Annotated in this window: 20 protein-coding genes; 11 read left to right on the top strand and 9 right to left on the bottom strand. The window is 68.0% G+C overall.

Features of this window, described 5'->3' with window-relative positions; translation table 11 throughout:
* Both ACOGXI_RS15025 and ACOGXI_RS15030 read left to right on the top strand, forming a co-directional pair.
* Positions 1-1,230: an ABC transporter permease gene (locus ACOGXI_RS15025; protein WP_419939629.1), complete on the top strand. Its 1,230-nt coding sequence runs from the start codon at positions 1-3 to the stop codon at positions 1,228-1,230.
* The gene (locus ACOGXI_RS15030) at positions 1,227-2,036 is read left to right on the top strand and encodes an ABC transporter permease (RefSeq protein ID WP_419939630.1); all 810 of its coding nucleotides are present in this window, start codon (positions 1,227-1,229) and stop codon (positions 2,034-2,036) included. Before ACOGXI_RS15025 ends, ACOGXI_RS15030 begins: the two co-directional genes overlap by 4 nt.
* Before the next feature lie 43 nt (positions 2,037-2,079).
* Here ACOGXI_RS15030 and ACOGXI_RS15035 read toward each other — a convergent pair whose 3' ends face one another.
* Positions 2,080-3,297, bottom strand: coding sequence for a serine hydrolase domain-containing protein (locus ACOGXI_RS15035; RefSeq protein ID WP_419939631.1), 1,218 nt, complete (start codon positions 3,295-3,297; stop codon positions 2,080-2,082).
* A 157-nt stretch (positions 3,298-3,454) separates the two neighbouring features.
* Here ACOGXI_RS15035 and ACOGXI_RS15040 point away from each other — a divergent pair, with 157 nt between their 5' ends.
* Positions 3,455-4,387 carry an aminotransferase class IV gene (locus ACOGXI_RS15040; protein ID WP_419939632.1) on the top strand — a complete coding sequence of 311 codons (933 nt, stop codon included), beginning with the start codon at positions 3,455-3,457 and terminating at the stop codon, positions 4,385-4,387.
* Here the strand turns inward: ACOGXI_RS15040 and ACOGXI_RS15045 are convergent.
* On the bottom strand, positions 4,384-5,544 hold the full coding sequence (locus tag ACOGXI_RS15045) for a PQQ-dependent sugar dehydrogenase (protein ID WP_419939633.1): 1,161 nt from the start codon (positions 5,542-5,544) through the stop codon (positions 4,384-4,386). The two genes, ACOGXI_RS15040 and ACOGXI_RS15045, sit on opposite strands and share 4 nt — an antisense overlap.
* A gap of 302 nt (positions 5,545-5,846) precedes the next feature.
* On the opposite strand from ACOGXI_RS15045, the gene ACOGXI_RS15050 reads away from it, so the two are divergent.
* Positions 5,847-7,202, top strand: a complete 1,356-nt coding sequence (locus ACOGXI_RS15050) for an FAD-dependent oxidoreductase (protein ID WP_419939634.1) — start codon at positions 5,847-5,849, stop codon at positions 7,200-7,202.
* A 22-nt stretch (positions 7,203-7,224) separates the two neighbouring features.
* Here the strand turns inward: ACOGXI_RS15050 and ACOGXI_RS15055 are convergent, their stop codons facing one another.
* The 5 genes from ACOGXI_RS15055 to ACOGXI_RS15075 form a co-directional block, all read right to left on the bottom strand.
* The gene (locus ACOGXI_RS15055) at positions 7,225-8,310 is read right to left on the bottom strand and encodes a hypothetical protein (protein WP_419939635.1); all 1,086 of its coding nucleotides are present in this window, start codon (positions 8,308-8,310) and stop codon (positions 7,225-7,227) included.
* Positions 8,311-8,342: 32 nt separating this feature from the next.
* Entirely contained in the window at positions 8,343-10,121 is a 1,779-nt protein-coding gene (locus ACOGXI_RS15060) for an SLC13 family permease (protein WP_419939636.1), read from the bottom strand.
* 54 nt (positions 10,122-10,175) lie between these two features.
* Complete coding sequence (locus tag ACOGXI_RS15065; RefSeq protein ID WP_419939637.1) at positions 10,176-11,264, bottom strand: hypothetical protein; 1,089 nt, start codon at positions 11,262-11,264, stop codon at positions 10,176-10,178.
* On the bottom strand, positions 11,261-12,298 hold the full coding sequence (locus ACOGXI_RS15070) for a hypothetical protein (protein WP_419939638.1): 1,038 nt from the start codon (positions 12,296-12,298) through the stop codon (positions 11,261-11,263). Before ACOGXI_RS15070 ends, ACOGXI_RS15065 begins: the two co-directional genes overlap by 4 nt.
* A 125-nt stretch (positions 12,299-12,423) precedes the next feature.
* Positions 12,424-14,709, bottom strand: a complete 2,286-nt coding sequence (locus tag ACOGXI_RS15075; RefSeq protein ID WP_419939639.1) for a S9 family peptidase — start codon at positions 14,707-14,709, stop codon at positions 12,424-12,426.
* A gap of 41 nt (positions 14,710-14,750) precedes the next feature.
* Here ACOGXI_RS15075 and ACOGXI_RS15080 point away from each other — a divergent pair, with 41 nt between their 5' ends.
* The 7 genes from ACOGXI_RS15080 (at position 14,751) to ACOGXI_RS15110 (ending at position 21,247) form a co-directional block, all read left to right on the top strand.
* Positions 14,751-15,032: a type II toxin-antitoxin system death-on-curing family toxin gene (locus ACOGXI_RS15080; RefSeq protein ID WP_419940219.1), complete on the top strand. Its 282-nt coding sequence runs from the start codon at positions 14,751-14,753 to the stop codon at positions 15,030-15,032.
* A 93-nt stretch (positions 15,033-15,125) separates the two neighbouring features.
* Entirely contained in the window at positions 15,126-16,316 is a 1,191-nt protein-coding gene (locus tag ACOGXI_RS15085) for a hypothetical protein (RefSeq protein ID WP_419939640.1), read from the top strand.
* A gap of 89 nt (positions 16,317-16,405) precedes the next feature.
* Positions 16,406-16,993, top strand: a complete 588-nt coding sequence (locus ACOGXI_RS15090; RefSeq protein ID WP_419939641.1) for an RNA polymerase sigma factor — start codon at positions 16,406-16,408, stop codon at positions 16,991-16,993.
* Positions 16,986-17,351: a hypothetical protein gene (locus ACOGXI_RS15095; protein ID WP_419939642.1), complete on the top strand. Its 366-nt coding sequence runs from the start codon at positions 16,986-16,988 to the stop codon at positions 17,349-17,351. The genes ACOGXI_RS15090 and ACOGXI_RS15095 overlap by 8 nt, the downstream gene beginning before the upstream one ends.
* A complete protein-coding gene (locus tag ACOGXI_RS15100; RefSeq protein ID WP_419939643.1) occupies positions 17,351-17,929 on the top strand; it encodes a hypothetical protein in 579 nt (192 codons plus the stop codon). The genes ACOGXI_RS15095 and ACOGXI_RS15100 overlap by 1 nt, the downstream gene beginning before the upstream one ends.
* A 107-nt stretch (positions 17,930-18,036) precedes the next feature.
* Positions 18,037-20,055, top strand: a complete 2,019-nt coding sequence (locus ACOGXI_RS15105) for a redoxin domain-containing protein (protein ID WP_419939644.1) — start codon at positions 18,037-18,039, stop codon at positions 20,053-20,055.
* A 28-nt stretch (positions 20,056-20,083) separates the two neighbouring features.
* Positions 20,084-21,247 carry a hypothetical protein gene (locus ACOGXI_RS15110; protein WP_419939645.1) on the top strand — a complete coding sequence of 388 codons (1,164 nt, stop codon included), beginning with the start codon at positions 20,084-20,086 and terminating at the stop codon, positions 21,245-21,247.
* 55 nt (positions 21,248-21,302) lie between these two features.
* Here ACOGXI_RS15110 and ACOGXI_RS15115 read toward each other — a convergent pair whose 3' ends face one another.
* Positions 21,303-21,695 carry a type II toxin-antitoxin system VapC family toxin gene (locus ACOGXI_RS15115; protein WP_419939646.1) on the bottom strand — a complete coding sequence of 131 codons (393 nt, stop codon included), beginning with the start codon at positions 21,693-21,695 and terminating at the stop codon, positions 21,303-21,305.
* Positions 21,695-21,976: a hypothetical protein gene (locus ACOGXI_RS15120; RefSeq protein ID WP_419939647.1), complete on the bottom strand. Its 282-nt coding sequence runs from the start codon at positions 21,974-21,976 to the stop codon at positions 21,695-21,697. Before ACOGXI_RS15120 ends, ACOGXI_RS15115 begins: the two co-directional genes overlap by 1 nt.
* Positions 21,977-22,002 lie beyond the last annotated feature (26 nt).

Raw genomic sequence — 22,002 nt, forward strand, 5'->3', positions numbered from 1 at the left:
ATGACTGAACGCCGTCGACGCAGGGTCGCGGGGGTCGGCCCGGGCTACCGTGAGCGGCTTCGGGCGCTGGGGCTCGTGCTGCCTCTCCTCATCTTCCTGGGCGTCACCTTCCTCGCACCGCTGGGAACGATGCTGTTGAGGAGCGTCTACGATCCGGTCGTCGCGGACGCCCTGCCCGCGACGCTCACGGCCCTGCGCGCGTGGGACGGCGAAGGGCTGCCGCCGGAGGCAGCGTACGAGGCGGCCGCCCGGGAAATCGGGACGGCGCGGGAGGCGAGAACGCTGGGACAGGTCGCCAGCCGGGCGAACCGGATTGAGAGCGGGCTGCGGGGCGTGCTCACGCGGACCGCCCGGGATCTTCGTGAGGTGACCGAGGGTCCGTGGCGCGAAGCCATGACCGCCATCGATTCCGCCTGGGTCGATCCGGGTACCTGGCACGCGATCCGCGCGGCTGGCGAGCGCTTCACCGCCCGCCACTACCTGAACGCGGTGGACATGCAGCGGGTGGCGGACGGCTCCGTCGCGAGGCAGCCAGAGGAGCGGCGCATCTATCTGCCCCTCCTCTGGCGCACGCTGCTCGTGAGCCTGGCGATCACCGTGTTCTGCCTGATCCTGGGCTATCCGATCGCTCATCTCATCGCACACGCGAAGCCGGGCCGGGCCGGCCTCCTCCTCGCCCTCGTGCTCGTCCCCTTCTGGACCTCGCTCCTGGTGCGGACCACCTCGTGGATCGTCCTGCTCCAGACGCAGGGCGTCGTCAACGACCTGCTGGTGGCGATCGGGCTCGTCGGCGACGACGGCCGACTCTCGATGGTGTACAACATGACGGGCACGCTCGTGGCCATGACCCACGTTCTGCTGCCCTTCATGGTGCTGCCGCTGTATTCCGTCATGCGGTCGATTCCGCCCCTGCACATGCGGGCCGCCGCCTCGATGGGCGCCACGCCCGCCCAGGCGTTCCGACGCGTCTACTGGCCGCAGACGCTGCCCGGCGTGGGCGCGGGATCGCTCCTCGTCTTCATCCTTGCGATCGGCTACTACATCACGCCGGCTCTGGTCGGCGGGAGCAGCGGCCAGCTGATCTCGAACATGGTCGCCTACCACATGCAGACGTCGCTGAACTGGGGGCTCGCGGCGGCGCTGGGCGCGCTTCTGCTGGTGGGCGTGCTCGTTCTCTACCTGCTCTATGACCGGCTGATCGGCGTCGAGCGCATGAGCCTGGGCTCATGACCGGGGCCCGCATCGGCCGCTTCGGCTACCTGGCCTTCTGCACCTGCGTCTTCATCTTTCTCGTGGCGCCGATCATCGTCATCGTGCCGCTCAGCTTCAACGCGGAACCCTACTTCACCTTCACCGAGGGCATGCTCCGCCTCGATCCGGAGGCGTGGTCGCTGCGGTGGTACCGCGAGATCGTCGAGAACGAGGCGTGGACGCGCGGTCTCGTAAACAGCCTGGTGATCGGCGTCTCCGCCACCGTGCTCGCGACGGGGCTCGGGACGCTGGCGGCGCTCGGGCTGTCGAGCCCGGCCATGCCGGCGCGCCGCTTCATCACCGGCCTCCTGATCTCGCCCATGGTGACGCCGGTCATCATTTCGGCGGCGGGGATGTTCTTCTTCTACACCAACCTCGGACTGGCCCAGACCCACCTGGGACTGATCCTGGCCCACGCGACGCTGGGCCTGCCCTTCGTCGTGATCACGGTGGTCGCCACGCTGTCGGCCTTCGACCGCAACCTGACGCGGGCCGCGGCCAGCCTCGGCGCCGGGCCCGTGCGCATCTTCCGCACCGTGCAATTGCCGCTGATCGCCCCCGGCGTGATCTCCGGGGCCCTGTTCGCCTTCGCCACCTCGTTCGACGAGGTGGTCGTCGTCCTCTTCATGGGCGGGCTGGAGCAGCGGACGATCCCGCGCCAAATGTGGGCCGGGATCCGCGAGCAGATCAGCCCCGCAATCCTCGCGGTGGCCACCTTCCTGGTCGTGTTCGCACTCGCGCTCCTGCTGACCGTCGAATGGCTCCGCCGCCGCGCGTCAGCCTGAATCAGCGATGCGCGGCGTTATTCCCCGCCGCGCGGAGGCGCCGTCAGTTGCCCTCGAGGGAGAGGTTCACGAGTTCGCGGAAACGTTCGAGGCGGGTCCCGCGGTTGTCGCCGCGCGGCGTCTGCGTGAACACGAGACCGATGATCTCGCGGTCGGGGTCGAGCCACGCGTTCGTGCCGTCCGATCCGCCGTGGCCGTAGGTGCCGTCGGCGAGCCGCCAGCCGTATCCGTAGTAGCTCGCCTCGTCCCCCTCTCCGGCGATGTGGATCTTCGGCGAGGTCATGACGTCGACGGACTCCGGCGTCAGGATCTCGGCTCCGTCGTAGGCGCCGCCGTTGAGGAACATCTGCGAGAAGACCGCATAGTCCCACGCCGACGAGATCATGCCGCCCGAAGCCCGCGCGAACGGGAAGGCCACCGGCCCTCCGGGGGTGCCGCCGGGGGCCCAGTCCCCGTCGGGTCCGCGCTGGTAGTAGACCGCGCCCATGCGATCCACCTTCCCGTCCACCTCGTGCCCGGCGCGATGGTTGTAGCTGTCCGCCATCCCGAGCGGTCCGTAGACGGTCTCCATGAGCCGGTCCTCCAGCAGTTGGCCGGAGGCGATCTCGACCAGCGCGCCGAGCGTGTTGTAGCCCGGATTGTTGTAGGAGTACGTCTCGCCCGGCGTGACCTCCGCCCCGATCGGGCCGAAGCGGGCCGATTCGCTCCGCAGCGTCGGATTCTCGCCGAGCGGCTGCAGGAAGAGCGTGGGGATCCGGAGCCCGCTGCTGTGGGAGAGGAGGTGTCCGACCGTGATGAACCCCGCACGGTAGTTATCCCACTCGGGGATGTACTCCCGGACCAGGTCGTCGTAGGAGAGTTTGCCCTCTTCGACGAGTTGGGCGATCGCGGTGGCCACGACGGGCTTCGTATTGGAGGCCATGCGGAACATCGAGTTCCGCTCCATCGGCAGCCCCCGCTCCTTGTCGCGCATGCCGACCGCCTCGTGGAGGACGATCTTGCCCTTGCGGGCGACCAGCAGGACGGCGCCCACGATATCTCCCCGCTCGACGGCCTCGTGGTAGAGTCCGAGGGCGCCCTCGAGGACGGCGCGGGACATGCCGACCTCCTCCGGTTCGCCGTAGGAGAGCGTGCGCGCTTCCTGCGCCGCGAGAGCCGGAGCGAACCCCGTCGCGCCCGCGAGGATCGTCGAGGGCAGGATGATCGCCAGGAAGAGCCACCGAGCGGCAGGGACGCCGCGAACGCGCCGCGATACCTTCATCAGTCCTCCGGAAGCCGAAGAAAACGGGCCGATACGGGCCGATGCGGAACAGCGGAACCCGCCCGCCGAACGCTAACGTTAAACGCTAACGCGGCGCACGAACATGAACCAGATCGGCCGACCTTGCCCCCCGGGGCTCGACACGGACATCTAGCTAGTGGGCCGGCCCGCGGCGCGGCCGGCCGGCTGGCGATTCCCGAACACGGAAGGGTTGCAGACCATCATCGTCTATCTGAACGGAGACTACCTCCCCGTCGGCGAGGCGCGGGTCTCGGTGAACGACCGGGGCTTCCTGTTCGCGGACGCGGTCTACGAGGCGATCCCGGCGTACAAGGGCCGCTGTTTTCTGCGTGAACGCCACCTGGCCCGGCTCGCCGGGGGGCTCCGCACGCTCCGGATCGAGGCGGACGTGGCTCCCCTCGCCGACGTGGGCGACGAACTCATGGCGCGGAACGACCTCCTCGAGACCGAGTTTGCCGTCTTCTACATGCAGGTGACGCGCGGCGCCGCCCCCCGCACGCACGCGTTCCCGAGAGAGGCGGTCCCGCCCACGGTCTTTGCCTTCGCGAAGGCACTCGTCCGCACGACGCCGGAGCGGTGGGAGCGCGGCTTCGGCGCCATCACGCTGCCCGACCAGCGCTGGGCGCGCGCCGACATCAAGACGACCGGCCTCCTCCCCAACGTCCTCGCCCAGCAGGCCGCGGTGGAGGCGGAGGTCGAGGACGCGATCTTCATCCGCGACGGGATGGTGCAGGAGGGGACGCACAACAACGTGTTCGCGGTTCTCCGCGGAGAGCTGACGACGGCCCCGGCCACGAACCACATCCTGCACGGCGTCACCCGCGCCTTCACGCTCGAGTTGTGCGCGGGGCTGGGAATCCCCGCTCGGGAACGCGCCTTCACGGCGGACGAACTCCGGGACGCCGACGAGATCTTCTTCACGGGTACGACGACGGAGATCCGGCCGACCGTGGAGCTGGACGGCCGACCCGTGGGGAGCGGTCGCCCGGGCGAGGTTACCCGGGCGCTGTCGGAAGCCTACCGGCGTGCGGTCGCCCCATTCGCCCCGGAAGGATCGGCCGGCGCCTAGCGCGTGGCGACCGGCTCCATGCGCAGGATCGCCGTCGGTTCGCCCCGGCGGCCATCGACGGCCAGGTAGATGAGCCCGTCCGGACCCTGCCGGACATCGCGGATGCGCCCGAGCCCCTGCACGAGCGTCTCCTCGCGCACGACCTCCTGCCCGTCGAGCGTCAGGCGCGCCAGTTGCTCGCCGGCCATCCCGCCCACGAACAGGTTCCCCTTCCAGTGCGGGAAGCGGTCGCCGGTGTAGAAGAGGAGGCCGGAGACCGCGATCGATGGCACCCAGAAGTGGGCCGGAGGCTCCATCCCTTCCTTGTGCGTCCCCTCGTGGATCGCGGTGCCCGAGCCGTAGTTCACGCCGTAGCCCACGATGGGCCAGCCGTAGTTGAGTCCCGGCTGGACCAGGTTGAGTTCGTCACCGCCCTGCGGACCGTGCTCCGTGGCCCACAGGTCGCCCGTCTCCGGGTTCAGGACCATCCCCTGCTGGTTGCGGTGCCCGAAGCTCCAGATCTCGGGCCGGACGTTCGGATCGTCCACGAAGGGGTTGTCCTCCGGGATCCCGCCATCCTCGTACACGCGGCTGACCGTGCCGTGATGGTTCGAGGGATTCTGCGCGGGATGCGTGTAGAGATCGCCGCGGGTCGAGGCTTGCCGGTCTCCGACGGTGATGAAGATGTGTCCCTGGCCGTCGAAGACGAGACGGGATCCGTAGTGGCCCCGTCCCTCGGAGACGGCCAGGAAGATCTCCTCGATGCCCGTCAGGGCGCCGTTCTCGTAGCGCCCCCGGATGACCGCGGTCGTGCCGCGCTCGGTCTCGTCGGGCTTCGAGTAGCTGAGGTAGAGGAGCCGGTTGTCCTCGAAGTTCGGGTGAGGGACGACATCGAGGAGTCCACCCTGTCCGGCCGAGATCACGTCCGGCACGCCCTCCACGGGATCGGGAAGGAGCAGCCCGTCGCGCACGACGCGAAGCGTGCCCGCCTTCTCGGTGACCAGCATCTCGCCGGTCGGCAGGAACGCGATCGACCACGGGCGGACCAGCCCTTCGACCACGGGGACGAGCCTGTAGTCGTGGTAGGCCGACTGCATCACCTCCTGGCCCAGCGCCGGAGTCGCGGTCGACAGAAGAAGCCCGGCGGCGAAGATCGCCAGTGGGGTTCGCTTGATCATCTCATCTCCACGGGTAATCACGTCAGTTCATCTCGTCGTTCATGCGTTGGCGAGGCCCGAAAAAACTGCGGCGGGCCGCCCCCGAACAGCAAGGCTCGCCAGACCGCCCGGTTGGCACGCGTCGGCAGCCTCTCCCGGCCCACGCACCTGTGAACACCCGTGCGCGGAGCAGCGTTTCCCCGACGAGGGCGACTTGCGAACCGGGACTGCGGGGGCGAAAGGTGGGCGGCGCGCGACGGACTGCGGGCGGACTGCGGGGATACCGGCGCGCCGCCGCGACCCCCGCCGGGAAAGGCAGATGAATGCGGAAAATCGCCATCATCGGCGGAGGCGTCTCGGGCCTCGGGGCCGCATGGGCGCTCCATCACGACGCGGACCGGTTCGATTTTCGGCTGTTCGAGGCCGGGGAGCGGCTGGGCGGGAACGCCGTCACGGTCGACATGCCTCAGGAGGACGGCGGCACGATCCCCTTCGACATTTCGGTCACGGCGTGCATTCCCTCCGTATATCAGCACTTCGTGGTGTTGCTGGAACAGTTCGGCATCGAGCTGATCGACACGAGATTCAGCTACAGCGTCAAGTATCGCGGGGGGACCTACGCCCACGACTTCGATTCGGACATCAGGGAACAGCTGCAGCTCGAGATCCGGAAGTTCCAGCGCATCCTGCGGCTCCTGCACCGGTTCGGCCGGCTGACGCATTCGCGGTCGAAGTTCGTGAACGCCCTCAATCCGTTCAACTACATCAGCATGGGGACGGTCCTGAACGTGGCAGGCTTCTCGGGAGACTTCAGGTACAAGATCCTGAAGCCGATGTTCGTCAACTTCCTGATGGCGACCAACGTCTTCGACATGCCCGCCTCGCTGTTCTCCAGATATCTCGAGTTCTTCGACATCGAAGCCGCGACGACCATGCAGACGTGGGACCAGGGCACGCGGCGGATCTACGAGAACCTCTCAGCCGGTTTCCGGGAGAAGATCCACCTTGACCGGCCCGTCCGTAAGGTGTACCGGCGGCCATCCCACGTCGTGGTCGAGGACGAAGACGGCGGGCGGGAGAGGTTCGACGCGGTGATCTTCGCCTGCAACGCGAACCAGACGCTGATGGTGCTGGATGAGCCGACGTTGCTGGAGCGCTACATCCTCTCATCGATTCGTTACGAGAGCGAACTCCACAACCATACGGTCGTGCATTCGGACGCCTCGGTGCTGCCGGATGACGAGGTGAAGGCGCTGGATACCCGGAGCAACCACATCGAACAGTACGGCGCCCGGCCGGACAACTACGAGATCACCTACATCATGCACAACCAGCAGCCGTGGGCGAAGCGGTCGGACAAGCCCTGCCTGGTGACGTACAACCCGATCAGCGAGATCGATGACGAAAAGGTCATCAGGAAGTGGTGGTTCCAGCACGTCGTGCACGACGTGCGCCACGTCGCATGGATCGTCCCCCTGTTCCGCTTCATACAGGGCCGGAGAGGGAGTTGGCACTGCGGCGCCCACACGCTGATCAACAGCCAGGAAACGGCCTTCGTCACCGGACTCGCGGCCGCGAGACAGATCGGCGCGGATTACCCCTTCGAGGATCCCGAGGCGAGGAAGATGTTCAACTACTACGGGCGCGTCATGTACGGCTGGCGTTTCAGGAAGGCCTGAGGCTCCGCCGCCGTCGTCAGGGTCAGCCGCCGTCGTTCTCCGCGTGGCGCCGGGCGATCCGCTCCAGCTTCGGGCCGATGGAGGTCATCACCGCCGCGAACAGGACCACGACCCAACCCGCCGAGAGGATCAGGTGGATGCCGACGAGCGCGCGGGCGCCGACCGAGACCGGGGCGACGGTCGCGAAGTCCTGGCCGAGGGCGGCGAAGAACGAGAAGAACAGCCAGTCGATGATCCCGGTGCCGGCGGCGGAGAACGCCCCGGGGCTGAAATGCTCCAACATGCCGTAGAAACCGGCGAACAGGAGGATGATCGTCACATAGCCGAGGGCGAATCCGCCGATCGGGACCCACATGACGCGCAGGTAGTCGGAGAGGCCGCTGTACACCCGAAACCGCGGCCGGAACCAGATGATCGCCGCGCGCCCGAATACGAAGAAAGCCGCCGTGACGGCCAGTTCAAGAAGCAGCAGGCCGGTCGCGATCCCCAGGCCGGCGCCGATGCCCAACGCGGGGTCGTCCTCCATCAAGCCCAGGACAATCGCGCCACCCGCATACCCGACGGCGGGCACCGTGGCGAGCACCAGCAGCGCGGGAGGGCGGGTGTCGCGCCATCCCGCGGCGCGGTGGCTGAGGAGGCCGGCGGCAAGCGCGACGAAGGGCACGAAGAGGAAGATGTCCACGAAGAGCGACGGCGCCGCCAACGCATAGATGGCGGGCAGGAGTCCCAGGGCGAGGAGGATGGATACGAACAACGTCTCCTTGAAGGCGTCCCGATACCCCGAGAAGGAGGTCCCGCCGACCCCGTCCAGCAGATCTTCGCCGTGGATCAGGCCGACGCCGAGGGCGAGCACCGGCGACATGGCGATCGCTCCGCTTGTGACGGCCACCCTGGAGACGAGCACGGCGCCGATCCCCACCAACGAGCCGACGAGGATGCCGGACCACGGCCTCGGTCCCCGGTTCCCGCTGAGACCGACCGCCGCACCGATGGCGAGACCGCAGCCCGCGCCGACCGCGACGCCGGCGTGGCTCCCCGCCGTCGCGTAGCCGAAGGGCACGACGACGACGGCGACGGCGGCCGCAATCCGGATTGCCAGCCAGATCAAGCGATGCACTGTCACCTCCCTCGGACGGTCGGCTAGCTGGGCCAGAAAACGGGAATGAGGAGGCTGGCCGTGATGAGGAGGATGAGGTTGAGCAGGCCGCCCACCTTCGCGAAGTCCGAGAAGCGATACCCACCCGGCCCGTAGATCATGACGTTGGTCTGATAGCCGAAGGGCGTGACGAAGGAGGCCGATGCCCCGAACATGACGGCGATGAGGAGCGCGTACGGGTTCACGCCCGCCTGCGTAGCCGCGAAGATCGCGACCGGGGTGAGCATCACGGCCGTCGCCGCGTTGGACACGATGGCGGTCATGAGGACGGTCACCAGGTAGAAGGCCGCGACGAGTCCGGTCACTCCCAGCGGTGCCGTCAACGTCACTACCCAGCGCGCGAGCAACTCCGCCGCCCCCGTGGTCTCGAGCGCCACCCCGAGCGGAATCAGGCCGGCCAGCACGAAGAGGACCAGCCACTCCATCTCCGCGTAGATCTCCTCGACGCGTACACAGCGCGAGAACACCATCAGGCCGACGCCCGTGAGCGCGGCCGTCATGATGTCGAGGAGGCCGAGACTGGCGCTGAGCACGACGCCGACCATGATCGCGGCGGCCACGCCGGCCCGCGGTCTGCTCCCCATCTGCGTCTTCACTTCGCCCACGGGGACGAATCCGGGATTTTCGACGAGGCGTCCGAGCGCGCTCGCCGTCCCGTGCACGAGGAGCAGGTCGCCGACCCGGAACGAGACCTCCGCCAGCCTTTCCGTTACGGTGACACCGTGATGCTGGATCGCGAGCACGGCCGCATCGTAGCGGTGCGCGAAATTCAGATCGCGAAGCGTCCGGCCGACGAGACTCGAGCCGGGCGCCACGAGAACTTCGACCAGCCGCCCGCCGCCCCCCGGGAGGTCGAGTCCGTGCTCCTTCCGTTCCCTCGGGGTTTCGAGTCGCTGCTGGCGCGCGATCTCGAGTAGACGCTCGGCGGATCCCTGCACGTAGAGCACGTCGCCCGGCCGTATGTGGCGGTCTCCGTGCGGCGCGGTGATCTCCCGTTCACCCCGTTCGATGTCCAGCACGGTGACGCCATACCGTTCGCCCCACTTGAGTTCGGCCAGCGAGCGGCCGTTCGCCGGCGAATCCTCAGGGACGTGCAGTTCCGTGACGAAGCGGCGGATGTCGTACTTGCTGGTCAGGTCCGGCGGCCGGACGCGCCGCGGCAGGAGCACCCGGCCGACGGTGAAGAGATACAGCAGACCCACGGCGAGGCAGATCAGGCCGAGCGGGGTGATCGAGAACATGTGGAGGTCGTCGAACCCGCGCCTCATCGCTTCGCCGTGCACGACCAGGTTGGTGGAGGTGCCCATCAGGGTGACGGTCCCCCCGAGAATCGAGACGAAGGAGAGGGGCATGAGATAGCGCGAGGCCGGCTCCTCGGCCTGCTCGGCGAGCGCCACGAAGACGGGCAGGAACACCAGCACGACGGCGGTGGTCATGAGAAAGGGTGAGAGGAGCGCGCAGATGAGGCAGAGCACGAACATGCGAGAGTACTTGCCGCCGAGGGGCGCGGTGCGCGCCCAGGCCCCGATGGCCGAGACGAGACCGGTCTTGCGGAGTCCCAGGCCCAGCACGAGCATCGCGCCGACCGTCACGGTCGCGCGGCTGGACAGACCCGATACGGCTTCGGCCGGCGTGAGTATGCCGCTCAGGAGGAGAACCACCGGAACGGACATGGCGATCTGGTCCAGCCGCAGCCGGTCGAGGGCGAACAGGACGAGGGCCGCCAGGGTCAGGCCGAGCACGAATACGACGTCGAACGTCATGCGGAAAATGTGCGTCCCCCGCACGTCCCGGCACCAGTCCGGTCGGTCGGCCCGTCAGTCGGTGTCTTCCCCGGCGTGCCGCCGGGCGATCCGGGCGAGTTTCGGCTCAATGGAGGTCATCACCGCCGCGAACAACACGAGCGCCCAGCCCACCGAAAGAACCAGGTGTACTCCGACCAGCATTCGGGCGGCGGCCGAGACCGGGACGATGGCCGCGTAGTCCTGGGCGAGGGCGGTGAAGAACGAGAAGGACACCCAGCTGGCGAGCCCCGTGCCCGCGTCGGCGAACGCGCCGGGGCTGAATCGCTCCAGCGTTCCGTAGAACCCGGCGAAGAGGAAGATGATCGTCAGGTAACCGATCGCGAACCCGCCGATCGGGACCCACATGACCCGCAGGTAGGCGACGAGTTGGCCGTAGACTTCAAGCCGCGGGCGCAACCACCTGGCGGCGGCGCGCCCCACGAGGAAACCGACCACCGGAAGCAGCACGAGCGAGACGATCAGGGTGAACACGATCCACAGGACATTCCAGACACCCGACAACCCAACGTCTTCCCGTATTACGCCGAATCCAAACGCGAAGCCCATCAAGACGGGCAGGGCAAGCGCGCCGAGGACCAGCAGCCGGGGAGGCCGGGTGTCGCCCCATCCCTCGCGGCGCCGGCTGAGGAGGCCGATGAGCAGCGCGGTCCAGGGCATGGCCAGGATCGGGACCGCCGCCACCAGCGGCGCCTGGGAGACATCGCCCGCAATCAGCGCGGGGACGAACCCCAGGCTCAGCAGGACGGCCAGGATGAACGCCTCCCGGACCACATCCCGATACCCCGAGAGAGACGAGCGGTCGAGCCCGTCGATCAGGCCGACCGCCAGAGGGAGAAGCGGAGGGATGATGACGCCCCAGCCGACACTCAGCGCCCCCGCCAGGAAGGCTGTGACGACGCCGACCATCGAACCGATCAGGATGCCGGTCCACGGGCCGCCGCTCGACCCCCCGCGAAGGCCGACGCCCACGCCGACGGCAACCGCGCACCCCGCTCCCAGCAAGACATCGGTGTGGTCCCCGGTGATCGCGTAGCCGCAGGTCGCGACGACGACGGCGACGGTCGCCGCAATCCGGATACCCAGCCAGGCCAGTCGGCTCAAGATTCTTCCTCCGCGTGGCGCCTGGCGATCCTCTCAAGTTTCGGCCCGATGGATGACATCACGGCCGCGAACAACACCACGACCCACCCCGCCGAGAGAATAAGGTGGGCGCCGACCAGCAAGCGGGCGCTGTCCGAGATCGGGACGACGGTCGCGTAGTCCTGGGCGAGGCCGGTGAAGAACGCGAAGAAGAGCCACTCCTTGACCCCGACGCCGGCATCGGCAAACGCGCCGGGGCCGAACCGCTCCAGCATTCCGTAGAACCCGGCGAACAGCACGATGATGATAAGGTAGCCGACAGCGAAGCCGCCGATCGGAACCCACATGACCCGAAGGTATTCGGCAAGCCGGTCGTACACCCGCAGTCGCGGCTGCAACCACGCGATTCCGACGCGCCCAAGCAGAAACGCGGCGGCCGGCACTGACGCGAACACGAGCCCCACCGTCCCGACGTATTGGAGGACCGGGACGATGCGTGGGGTCAACCGAGCGGTTCCAATCTGCTCGTCCACACTCAGAAAAAGCAGCAAGGCAAACAGGAGCACCGCACTCAGAACGAGAAGTCGGGGAGGACGCGCGTCGTGCCATCCCTCGCGGCGGTGGCTGAGGAGGCCGGACATCAGCGCGATCCATGGCATGCACGCGAGCGGAGCCACCGTGAACGCCCAGAATCCCGACGTGACCAGGACGGGGAAGAGCCCCAGAGCGAGCAGGGCAGATAAGATGAACGTCTCCCGGCTCATGTCCCTGTAGCGGGAGAAGGAGGTCTCGCGGAGCCCGTCATGCATGCCGACCGCCAGGGCCAGGATGGGTGGAACAAGAACCCCGAACCCGTCCCAGGGCGCCGCGCCGGCAATCAACGCGGTAGAGATCCCGACAATCGAACCGATGAGGATCCCCATCCACGGACCGGCCTGCGCGCCTCCCCGGAGGCCGATGCCCACGCCGATGGCAAGCCCGCAGCCCGCCCCCATCCAGACCTCTTGGTGCACCCCGGTGATTGCATAACCGAAGGGCGCCACCACGATGGCCACGGCGGCTGCGATCCGGACCGCCCGCCAGATCGAGCGGCTCAGTGGTCGCCAACGGACCCTTTGCGCGATTATCCGATTGCGTGCCGGAACTTCGGGGTCACCGGCTGCGATCGGGTCCAAGACGGTCAGCCTCGCTCGGAGACGACCGTGGGGGCCTCCTCGCCCTCGAGCGTCTCGAGGACCTGGCGCCACTGGAAGTTCTCGCCGATGCCGCGCACGTAGTAGTCCATCCACGCCATCTCGCTCACCGCCTTCACGAGCCGGTTGCGCGGGTCCGGGATGCCGTGGCTGCGGCCCGGGTACATGAACAGTTCCGTCGGCACGCCGAGCTTCTTGAGCGCCATGTGGAGTTCGACCGATTGCGGGCTGGGCACGCGCGGGTCGCCTTCCACGACGTGGATCATGGTCGGCGTGGTCGCGTTCGTGATGTACTTGAGCGGGGACTGGTCGAAGTACGTGTCGAAGTCCTCGTACAGGAAGCCGTCGCCCACGTAGAACTGGCGGTTCCGCTGCACGTCGCTCTGCGCGTACATACTGATCCAGTTCATCGTCCCGGCGCCCGAGCTGATCGCCTTGAAGCGGTCGGTCTGCGTGAGGATCCAGTTGGACCAGTGGCCGCCCGCGCTCCAGCCGAGCGCGCCCATGCGGTCGCCGTCCACGATCCCCTCGGCGATCAGGTGGTCCACGCCCGTCATGATGTCCTCGTAGCCCATCGTGAAGTAGTCGCCCACGATGTCCGTGCGGTGCGCGTTCCCGTAGTTGCGCGAGCCCCGGTAGTTGGGCTTGAGCACGGCGTAGCCTGCGCCCGCGTACACCTGCGCGCTGTAGCCGCCGTTGAAGCGGAGGATGTCGGCCGACGCCGGACCCCCGTGGATCGCGACGATGAGCGGATAGCGCGTCCCCTCCTCGTACCCGACGGGGTAGACGAGCACGCCCCCGACCGTCTTCCCGTCCGACGACTGCCAGTTGACCTCGGCCTCCTCGCCGAAGGCCACCTCGCCCAACTGCGGGTTCACGTCGACGAGTTGCGTCCACTTCGAGCGGTCCGGGACATCGTCGACGCTCGCGACCGTGAACACGGTGGGCGGGGTCTGCGGGTCGCTGTAGTTGATGAGGATCGTGCCGGTGTCATCGTCCTCCGACACGGAGAGCGCCGCCCGCTCCTCGGTAAGCTGCCGCACCGCGCCCGTCTCCACGTCGAGGGCGTGAAGCTGCGTCGTCACCTTCACGCCGGCGTTGAAGTAGATCGTGTTCGAATCCTCCGACCAGAACCCGACGCTCGAACTCTGGTCGAACTCCGCCCCCAGCTTGCGGAACGCGCCCCCTCGGTCGGCGACCTCGCGGATGTAGACGCGGTTCTCCGTCATCGAGTAGCGCTCCATCTCGTCCGGCGCCGAGAAGGCGATCCACCGCCCGTCCGGAGAGAAGCCGAGCCCGCCCTCGCCGACCTCGTAGTTGTCCGTCAGGCGCTCGACCTCGCCGGTCGCGACCTCCATGAGATACAGGTCCGCGTACAACCGCTGCGCCGTGATGTTGCGCTCGTAGCGCTCCGTCGAGCCGCCCGTGATCCCGATCCAGCGGCCGTCGTCGGAGATCGTGAAGCTGTTGATGCTGTAAGACGAATCGTCGGTCTCGCGCTCCTCGACGGCGGACTCGATGTTGACGCTCCACAGGCTCGAGAGCGGGGTGACCGCGTTCCGCACGTCGACGGTGAAGCCCTCCTCGCGCCGTTTCACCTCGTCCTCGTCGAACGAGTCGGGGCGCGTGAAGTAGACGCCGGTTCCGTCGGGGGAGAAGTCCCACTGGTCGACGCCCGCCTCGCCGTCCGTGATCTGCTCGGGCTCGGCGTCCGCCAGGTCGTCGGCCGGCAGCCGGTAGAGCTGCTCTCGGCCGGTCTCGCCGGAGCGGTAGACGAGCCAGCGTCCGCCCGGACTGAACGCGAAGCGCGACACGCCCTCCTCCGCGTCCGTGATCTTCCGGGCCTCGCCGCCGTCGTGGCGCATCATGTAGAGCTGGGTGTCGTCCCCGTCCCGGTTGGAGGCGAAGAGGAAGAAGGATCCGTCCGGGGCCCACGTTGGGCTGCGCTCGTCCTTGTCCTCCGTGTAGGTGAGCCGGCGGTCCGACGCGACGCCCTCGCTCAGCGACACCAGGTGGATGTCGGACTGGGACTCCGCCGCCTCCCAGTCCGGAGTCGTCACCGTGTAGAGCATCCACGCGCCGTCCGGGCTCGGCGTCCACGAGCCGGCGCGCTTCATCTCCTGCACATCCATGAACGTGAACGGCCGCTCCTGCGCGGCGAGCGGCGCCTGCGGCGGCAGCGCGAGCACGGCGGCGGGAAGAACGAGGGCGACGGGAAGGGAGCGCATCTGAACCTCGGCACCAGGGGTGAACACGACACTCGTCCGTCTCATCATACGAACTTCATCTTGCCGGAACGATCCTCGAGGCCGCCCTGGCCCGGGCGCGGCAGAGATGGACCTGCGAACCGGACTCGGATCTGCCGCGTCTGGCCGCCTGCCATACCTTCGGCATCTGCTCCGGTCACCCGTTCCGCGACGGCAACAAGCGCATCTCGTTCCTCACCGCGGTCATCTTTCTCGGCCTCAACGGACTCGACCTCGTCGCGCCGGACGAAGAGGTGGTGGAGAGGATGTGGGCTCTGGCCGCCGGCAAGCTGGATGAGGAAGCGATCGCCGAGTGGTTCCGCTCGCGGATCGAAGCCCGGCACGGGTGAAGCTCTGCATGAGACGCAACGCTTTCGCATCGGAGTTGTGTCCCCGTGAGTGAGATCGACGTTCCCTGTCCACGTCTCTCCGCGGGAGCGGAAATGCACCGATCCAGGCTCCGCGTGCCGGGCGCCGCCGTACTGCTCCTCACCGTCTCGATGCTGGCGCCACCGCCGACACTCGCCGGTCAGGAGGTGGTCGAGAGCGCGGCGCCCCGCGATCCGGACCTGAGGCTCGCGGACGAGCCGCTGCTGCGGGTCGGGATCGTCGACGGCCCGCTCGAATACATCTTCGGCAACGTGACGGGAGCGGTCCGCCTTGAGGACGGGGGCATCGTCGTCGCGGACGAGCAGAGCGGCAACCTGCGCAGATTCGACGCGAACGGGCGTCACCTGTGGACCAGCGGGAGGTCGGGCGAGGGGCCGGGGGAGTACAAGGGGCTCCGGCTCCTCAGGAACTGCCCCGGGGCGCCGGTCACCGTCTTCGACTGGAGCCTGGACCGCATCACCGAACTGGATCTCGATGGCAACGTGCTCGCGACGCGTTCGTTACTTGCTGCCGGCGTCCGCCCCTACAACGACCCCCTCTGTGCGCCCGATGGTCGCCTGGTGTACACGCCGTGGCCCGACGACATGGGTGAGAGCTACGAGGAAGGTCTGGCCGAGGGGGACCTCTACCGGTGGCGAACGGCCCTCGAAGCCTTCGAGGGTGACAGCGTCGTCACCCTCCGCTCGGGGATCCCGGGCGCCGAACGGTTCTTCATCCAGGCCGGATCCAGCGGTCCGCGCTGGTGGGGGCGCGACATGGTGTTCGCGGCCGCCGGGGCCGGCGTGTGGTACGGGACGGCCGATGATTACGAACTCGAGCAACTGAATTGGACGGGTCGGGTCACCCGGGTCGCCCGCTGGGCCGGCCCCGACCTCAACGTGACGAACGACCGCGTCGACAGCTATCGGGAAGGCTGGCTGGCGCGGTACGACGACGCCGAAGCCCGGCGGAACTTCGAGCGGGAGGTCTGGCCGGACATCCGGGAGCAGCTTCCGGAGCGATTCCCCGCGTACGAAGCTCTGATCGCACTGCCCGACGGCGCCTTCTGGGTCAAGACCCACGCCTGGCGGGCGGCCGGCGAGGAACTGCACCTGCTCGACGCGAACGGCGTATGGCTTCGCCGACTCATGATCCCGGGCGGAGTCGTCCTCGACGCGGGCCGGGACTGGGTGCTCCTGCGCCAGCGCGATCAACTGGGCGTCCCGACGGTTGCTCTTTACGAACTGGCCGAAGCCGGCGGATGACGATCCTTCCACCTCCAAGGTAAACGCTCCACCCGGCAGCGCCGTCTCACCTATCAAAACCACCCGCGGGGGAAGGGGCCGGGAGCGCCATGCTCTCCGACCGAGAGATCCTGGAACTGGTCGAAGGGGCCAGACAGGGAGAGCGAGGGGCGCTCGACAGGCTGGCGGGCGCGCTTCGTCCCCTGGTATGCCGGTGGGCATTGGTCATGACCGGCGATCCCGATGACGCGGAGGACGTCGCGCAACTCGTCCTGATGAAGACGCTGAACTCGATCGCGAGCTTCGATGGCCGCGCCAGGGTGACGAGCTGGGTCTACCGCATCACGCGGAACGCGAGCCTGGATCACCAGCGGGCGAGGCGGCGGGAGCAGCGGCTGGCCGAGAAGGCGGAGTGGCTGGCCGAGGCGCGCGTGCCCGAGTTGGAGGATCCGCTGGATGACATCGAGATGAAGCGGACGCTGCGACTGATTCGGACTCTCGTGACGGAGCTGCCCATGGCGCAGCGGGAGGTCTTCGATCTGGTGGACCTGCAGGGACTGAGACCCGCGGAGGCGGCGCGGCTGCTGGAGATGAACCCGAACACGCTGCGCGTACATCTGCTTCGCGCGCGGCGCAGGATGCGGAAGGAGATGCTGGCGCAACCCGCGAAAACGGAAACCGGGGGGGACGATGGCTGAACGGGACGCGGAGCGAATCGCGCGAGACGAACGGAACATGCACGCCGTTCTGTCGGCGCTGGCAAACGAGCTGGGCGACGGCCTGCCCGCCGTGCCGCATGAGCCTGCCACGCCCGTGGAGCGTCGGCGCCCGTGGCGGAGGTGGACCGCGGGGCCGCTCGCGGCGGCGGCCGTCGTGGCGGCCCTGCTCCTGTTGCCCGACGGCGCCATCGAAGAGGTGAACGACCCCGTCGCGTCCCCCCCGCGGAGCATGGTGAGCGAAATGGATGTGGAGGCCGACGGGCCGTTCGTGGTCTTCCCCACGAACGATCCCGACATTGCCGTCGTATGGCTGCTGAGCCCGGAGGAGAGTGACTGATGATCGGCAAGACGCAAGGAAGGGTGAACGTGCGGGAGAACCGGAAGGTGAGCGCGAGTCTCCGCCGGGCCTTGATCACGACGTTGGCCCTCGGCGCGCTCCCGGGCATGGCAAGCGCGCAGGAGCGCGAGGATGCGGCGGAAACCATCCAGAACGTCCAACTCCTCTTTCACCTGGTCGAGGCGGATGGCTTCAGCGACCACGACCCGGAGATCGCGGACGTCGTGAGCGAACTGAGGAGGCTCTTCAACTTCAAGGGATACCGGCTCCTGTCGACTTCGGTGCTGAACGTCGGCCTGTCATATCTCAATAGCAGCACCGTTGGCGGTAGCGGATCCCAGAGAATCGTCCCGGACGATTCCCTGACTCCGTTGGCGATCAGCACGGAGGTCCGTGCGCGCCATACCGCAAGGACCGTCCGCGCCACGGTGACCCTCACCGATCTGGTGCCCCTACCGCTTCTCGAAGCCTCTGTCACGATCCGCGATGGTCAGAGGGTGGTGTTGGGATCGGCGCGCCGCTCTGCGGACGCGCCCGTGCTCATCCTTATCGTGACTCCAAAGATCGATCCGACGTGATCAGTGCTTCCCGACCCGTCCCGGCATCTTCGGGGCATGGCGACTCAACGTCCACAGGAGAACGTCCGCAGGAGAACGTCCACAGGAGCGAATCCATGAGACAATCCATGAGACGGCATCTGACCCTCACGGGGGTGTGTCTATCCGTCCTCGCGGGTTGCGGCGACGCCCGCCCGCACGCCGAACTGATGGCCGACGCGGCCGCCGATGCGGAAGCCATCGAGTTCGAGCGCGCCATGGCCCGCTACGATTCGGCGCGCGCCGCATCGCCCGACGACGCCGAGGCGCACCGGCAGTACGCCACGCTCGCCAGCTATTTCAGTCTGCATGCGGCAGCCGTGCGGGCCTGGCAGCGGGTGCTCGAACTGGAACCCGGCGATCCCGCTGCCTGGGAAGGCTACGTCCACGATCTTCGCTGGGCCGGCATCTTCGAGACCGATCGGAGGTATGGGGAGAGAATCCTCCAGGTCCTCCCGGAGGCACTCCGCCACGCGCCGGACCGGCCCGTCATTTATGACGAAGCACAGGATGCGGCCGAGGACTTGGGCCAACTCGACGCGTATCGCACGGTCCTCGCCGAGGTGCGGGCCACGCGGCCGGACGACCAGATCCTGCTCCACGCGGTAGGTGCGCTCCGCGTCGCGCTCGCCGAACGAGAGGAAGGCGACCGAGGCCAGGTCGTGAGGGATTCGATCGGGGCCGCGCTCGACGCGCTCGCGGCCGAGGCCGAAGACGATGCGGACGTGGCGGCCCCGGTTCTGTACCGGCTCGCCGCGGGATACGACTTTCGCGTGCTGCGGCGCGAAGACGATGCGGACCGCTGGCTGGAACGACTCGAGGCGGCGCCCGACCGGGGAGTGTTGGCGGATGACATGCGGTATTGGGACCTGACTCTCGATTTCTCGATGGCCCGGGGCGGGTATGCCGATAGCACGGTCGACCTGGCGCGCCTCGCCGCCGAGGGGTTGAAGTCGAGGGATCTCGGGGGACGCGGTGCTTGGGTAGACCGCAACCATACGGTGGTGACGGAGCGCGCGCTCGCTTCAATCGACGGTGATGCGCCGAGCAGCAGGACGGTATGGGGGGCGGCGACCGTCGCGGCGGAACCACCGCATGCGCCGCTCGCACCGGAGGTGGCCGGCGAGCTGTTCGATGCCTCGATGGCCGTGGTCCAGTGGCGGGAGGGCGTGTTCTCGGCGCTCCGCGGCCTGCTCTACTTCGGGATCGAGCCGCAGGCGGTGCTCGATGAAGCGGTCGCGATCGAGGAAGACTTGCGCGCACACAGCCCGGGATACCTGTACCCCGGCCTCCGGGGCGACGAGCGCGAGCGGTCGCGGCAGATCCTGATCGACAGGGCCCGCATCCTCCGGGCCCGCGCCCTCACGCAACTCGGCGAGACCGAAGCGGCGGGCGAACTGTTCGAGCAGGTGGCGACCGAGTCCAGACGTGAGACCACGCTTGGGGAGTACGGGCGTCATCTCCTGCGCACGGACCGGCCGGTGGAGGCTCTGGACGCCTTCGTGGAGGCGATCGCCTTCGGCGGTTCCCGGTTCGAGCCCCTCGCGGAAGAAGCCGCCGCAGCCGCTGATCTTTCTCCCGAAACCGTCGAGGAGCGGCTCGCCGTACGGCGCCCCGTCGTCGAGGAGGAGATGGATCGGCGCGAACTGGGCGATCGCCTCGAGCGCGAGGCTCCGGCGTTCGCGCTCGCGGACCAGACCGGGATCGAGTGGCGGCTGAGCGACCTCGAAGGGAAGATCGTCGTGCTCAAGTTCTGGGCGACGTGGTGCGGTCCGTGCCTCCAGGAGTTCCCGCACTTCGTCGAACTCTTGGAGACGTACGAAGACGACGAGGATGTCGTGTTCCTCACCGTCGCCACGGCCGGGTCCCCCCGCGAAGAGGTCGCGCGGCAGATCGAGGAGGGCGGCTTCACGTTCCCCGTCATGTTCGACGAGCAGGGGCTCGCCCTGGACTACGAGATCCTCGGCTATCCCACGACGTTCTACCTGGATCGGGCGGGCACCATCCAGTTCAAGCGCGAAGGCTTTGAAGAATCCGGCTACGAAGAGGGCGTCGCCCGCCGCATCGACGCCCTGCGCACGACGGCCGACGCGTCGGCTTCGTCTTGACTGCGGCGACTGCGGCGATCCACGGCCGATGATCTCGACGCTCGCGCTGGCGGCTGCGCTGACCGGGGCCCAGGCGGTGGTCGAGAGCGCCACGCCCCGCGACGCCGATCTGACGCTGGCCGAGGAGCCGCGGGTCCGCATCGGCGCGCTCGATGGTCCGCTCGAGTACATCTTCGGGGAGGTGACGGGCGCCGTTCGTCTGGATGACGGGAGCATCGTCGTCGTGGACGAGCAGAGCGATAACGTGCGCCGATACGACGCGAACGGACGGCATCTGTGGACGAGCGGGCGGGAAGGGGACGGGCCCGGAGAGTACCGGGGCCTGCGCCTCCTGCGGCACTGCCCCGGAGCGACGATCACCGTCTTCGACTGGGTCCAGGACCGCATCACCCAACTGGATCTCGACGGCAACGTCGTCGACACGCGCACGCTCAACTCCATCGGCGCGAATCCATACGGGACACCCGCCTGCTCAACCGATGGCCGCCTCGTATTCACGCCGTGGCCGGAGGATCGACCAAGCGCCCTTGAGCGGGCCGTGGGCGAACAGTGGCGCTGGCGCGTGTCTCTGAGGGTTGCCGTGACCGACGGCGTGACCGTCCTGCAGTCCGGGATTCCGGGCGCGGAGCGGACGCGCATTTCCCGAGGCAGCGTCATGCCGAGCTACTGGGGACGAAGCATGGTCTTCGCGGCCGTGGACACGGGTGTGTGGTTCGGGACATCGAACGACTACGAACTGCAGCATCTGGACTGGACGGGCCGGGTCACGCGCACCGCCCGCTGGGCCGGCCCCGACCTCGCCGTCACCGACGAGCAGGTCGAGCGGTACCGGGACTACCTCTCGGGTCTGGATCGGTATTCCGACCGGGAGGGCCGCCGCCGCTTCGAGCGCGAGGTCTGGCCGGAGAGGCGGGCGTACCTGCCCGAGCGCTTCCCCGCCTACGAATCCCTCCTCTCTTTGCCTGACGGCAGCATATGGATCAGGACGTACCGCTGGCGGGCGCCCGGAGAGGAACTGCACCTCCTGGACCGGGACGGCGCCTGGCTGCGGCGCCTCGCGATGCCCGGTGGCTCCGCCCTCCTCGACGCCGGCCGGGACTGGGTGCTCGTCCGGCAACGCGACGCGTTCGATGTCCCCACCGTGGCCCTCTACGAACTCGTCGAAACCGACAGGGAGGAAATCCCCGGATAAGCCTGCCTCAGATCGCGGTTAAGCGGTTAAACGGGACTGCGGTAGACTTCGGTGGTCAGCGGATGCAGACGATTTCGACGCCGTCCAGCTCCAACTCGGTCCACACCCTGTCGGCGGTGAGCGCTGCGAGGCCGAGTCGCCGGGCGGTGGCCAAGCACGCTCTGTCGCCCAGGCTCAGGCCGATGTGCCGGGTCAACCGGCGATATGATCCGCTCAGAAGTGCGGCAGAGGAATCGAAGGGTAACACATCGATGTTCGATTCAGCGAAGAACCCCTCAACTTCATCGGGCGTCCAGCCTTCACCGCCGAGACGCGCAGCCACCTCGGCGGCGTTCACGGCCGAGATCGCCGCGCCCCGACGCACGGTCTCCCGAACCTGCGGAGCCCCGTCCTCCTCGAACACGAGGGCCAGGAGCGCCGACGCATCCAGCAACACCGACGCCGGCATCACTCCTCGGCAGCCTCTCGACGCCGCTCCGCAATAAACGCATCCACGACACTGCCGGGGGTCCGCTTCCGCCGTCTGGCCAGGTCCTGGTAGCGGCGAATCACACCGTCCGTCGTACTCAGCCGAAGCGTGTCGCCCTCAAGTCCAATGACCAAGTGCTGCGGCCCCTGGATTCCCAGAGCCTTCCGGAATCTACCGGGCACGACCAGCCGCCCTGCGGCGTCGATCGCCACCCGCTCGCATTCGACCATGTTGCCCGCCGCGTGATCCGGTATAGTCATGGCACGATTCCTGAAATGGTAATTCT

The organism is Candidatus Palauibacter sp., from assembly GCF_965208055.1.
Classification (GTDB): Bacteria; Gemmatimonadota; Gemmatimonadetes; order Palauibacterales; family Palauibacteraceae; genus Palauibacter.

What these genes read in the sequence shown, in the direction of transcription:
- ACOGXI_RS15025 (WP_419939629.1), top strand. Translation starts at nt 1, where the DNA reads ATGACTGAACGCCGTCGACGCAGGGTCGCGGGGGTCGGCCCGGGCTAC.
- ACOGXI_RS15030 (WP_419939630.1), top strand. Translation starts at nt 1,227, where the DNA reads ATGACCGGGGCCCGCATCGGCCGCTTCGGCTACCTGGCCTTCTGCACC.
- ACOGXI_RS15035 (WP_419939631.1), bottom strand. Translation starts at nt 3,297, where the DNA reads ATGAAGGTATCGCGGCGCGTTCGCGGCGTCCCTGCCGCTCGGTGGCTC.
- ACOGXI_RS15045 (WP_419939633.1), bottom strand. Translation starts at nt 5,544, where the DNA reads ATGATCAAGCGAACCCCACTGGCGATCTTCGCCGCCGGGCTTCTTCTG.
- ACOGXI_RS15050 (WP_419939634.1), top strand. Translation starts at nt 5,847, where the DNA reads ATGCGGAAAATCGCCATCATCGGCGGAGGCGTCTCGGGCCTCGGGGCC.
- ACOGXI_RS15060 (WP_419939636.1), bottom strand. Translation starts at nt 10,121, where the DNA reads ATGACGTTCGACGTCGTATTCGTGCTCGGCCTGACCCTGGCGGCCCTC.
- ACOGXI_RS15075 (WP_419939639.1), bottom strand. Translation starts at nt 14,709, where the DNA reads ATGAGACGGACGAGTGTCGTGTTCACCCCTGGTGCCGAGGTTCAGATG.
- ACOGXI_RS15085 (WP_419939640.1), top strand. Translation starts at nt 15,126, where the DNA reads ATGCACCGATCCAGGCTCCGCGTGCCGGGCGCCGCCGTACTGCTCCTC.
- ACOGXI_RS15090 (WP_419939641.1), top strand. Translation starts at nt 16,406, where the DNA reads ATGCTCTCCGACCGAGAGATCCTGGAACTGGTCGAAGGGGCCAGACAG.
- ACOGXI_RS15095 (WP_419939642.1), top strand. Translation starts at nt 16,986, where the DNA reads ATGGCTGAACGGGACGCGGAGCGAATCGCGCGAGACGAACGGAACATG.
- ACOGXI_RS15100 (WP_419939643.1), top strand. Translation starts at nt 17,351, where the DNA reads ATGATCGGCAAGACGCAAGGAAGGGTGAACGTGCGGGAGAACCGGAAG.
- ACOGXI_RS15105 (WP_419939644.1), top strand. Translation starts at nt 18,037, where the DNA reads ATGAGACGGCATCTGACCCTCACGGGGGTGTGTCTATCCGTCCTCGCG.
- ACOGXI_RS15110 (WP_419939645.1), top strand. Translation starts at nt 20,084, where the DNA reads ATGATCTCGACGCTCGCGCTGGCGGCTGCGCTGACCGGGGCCCAGGCG.
- ACOGXI_RS15115 (WP_419939646.1), bottom strand. Translation starts at nt 21,695, where the DNA reads ATGCCGGCGTCGGTGTTGCTGGATGCGTCGGCGCTCCTGGCCCTCGTG.
- ACOGXI_RS15120 (WP_419939647.1), bottom strand. Translation starts at nt 21,976, where the DNA reads ATGACTATACCGGATCACGCGGCGGGCAACATGGTCGAATGCGAGCGG.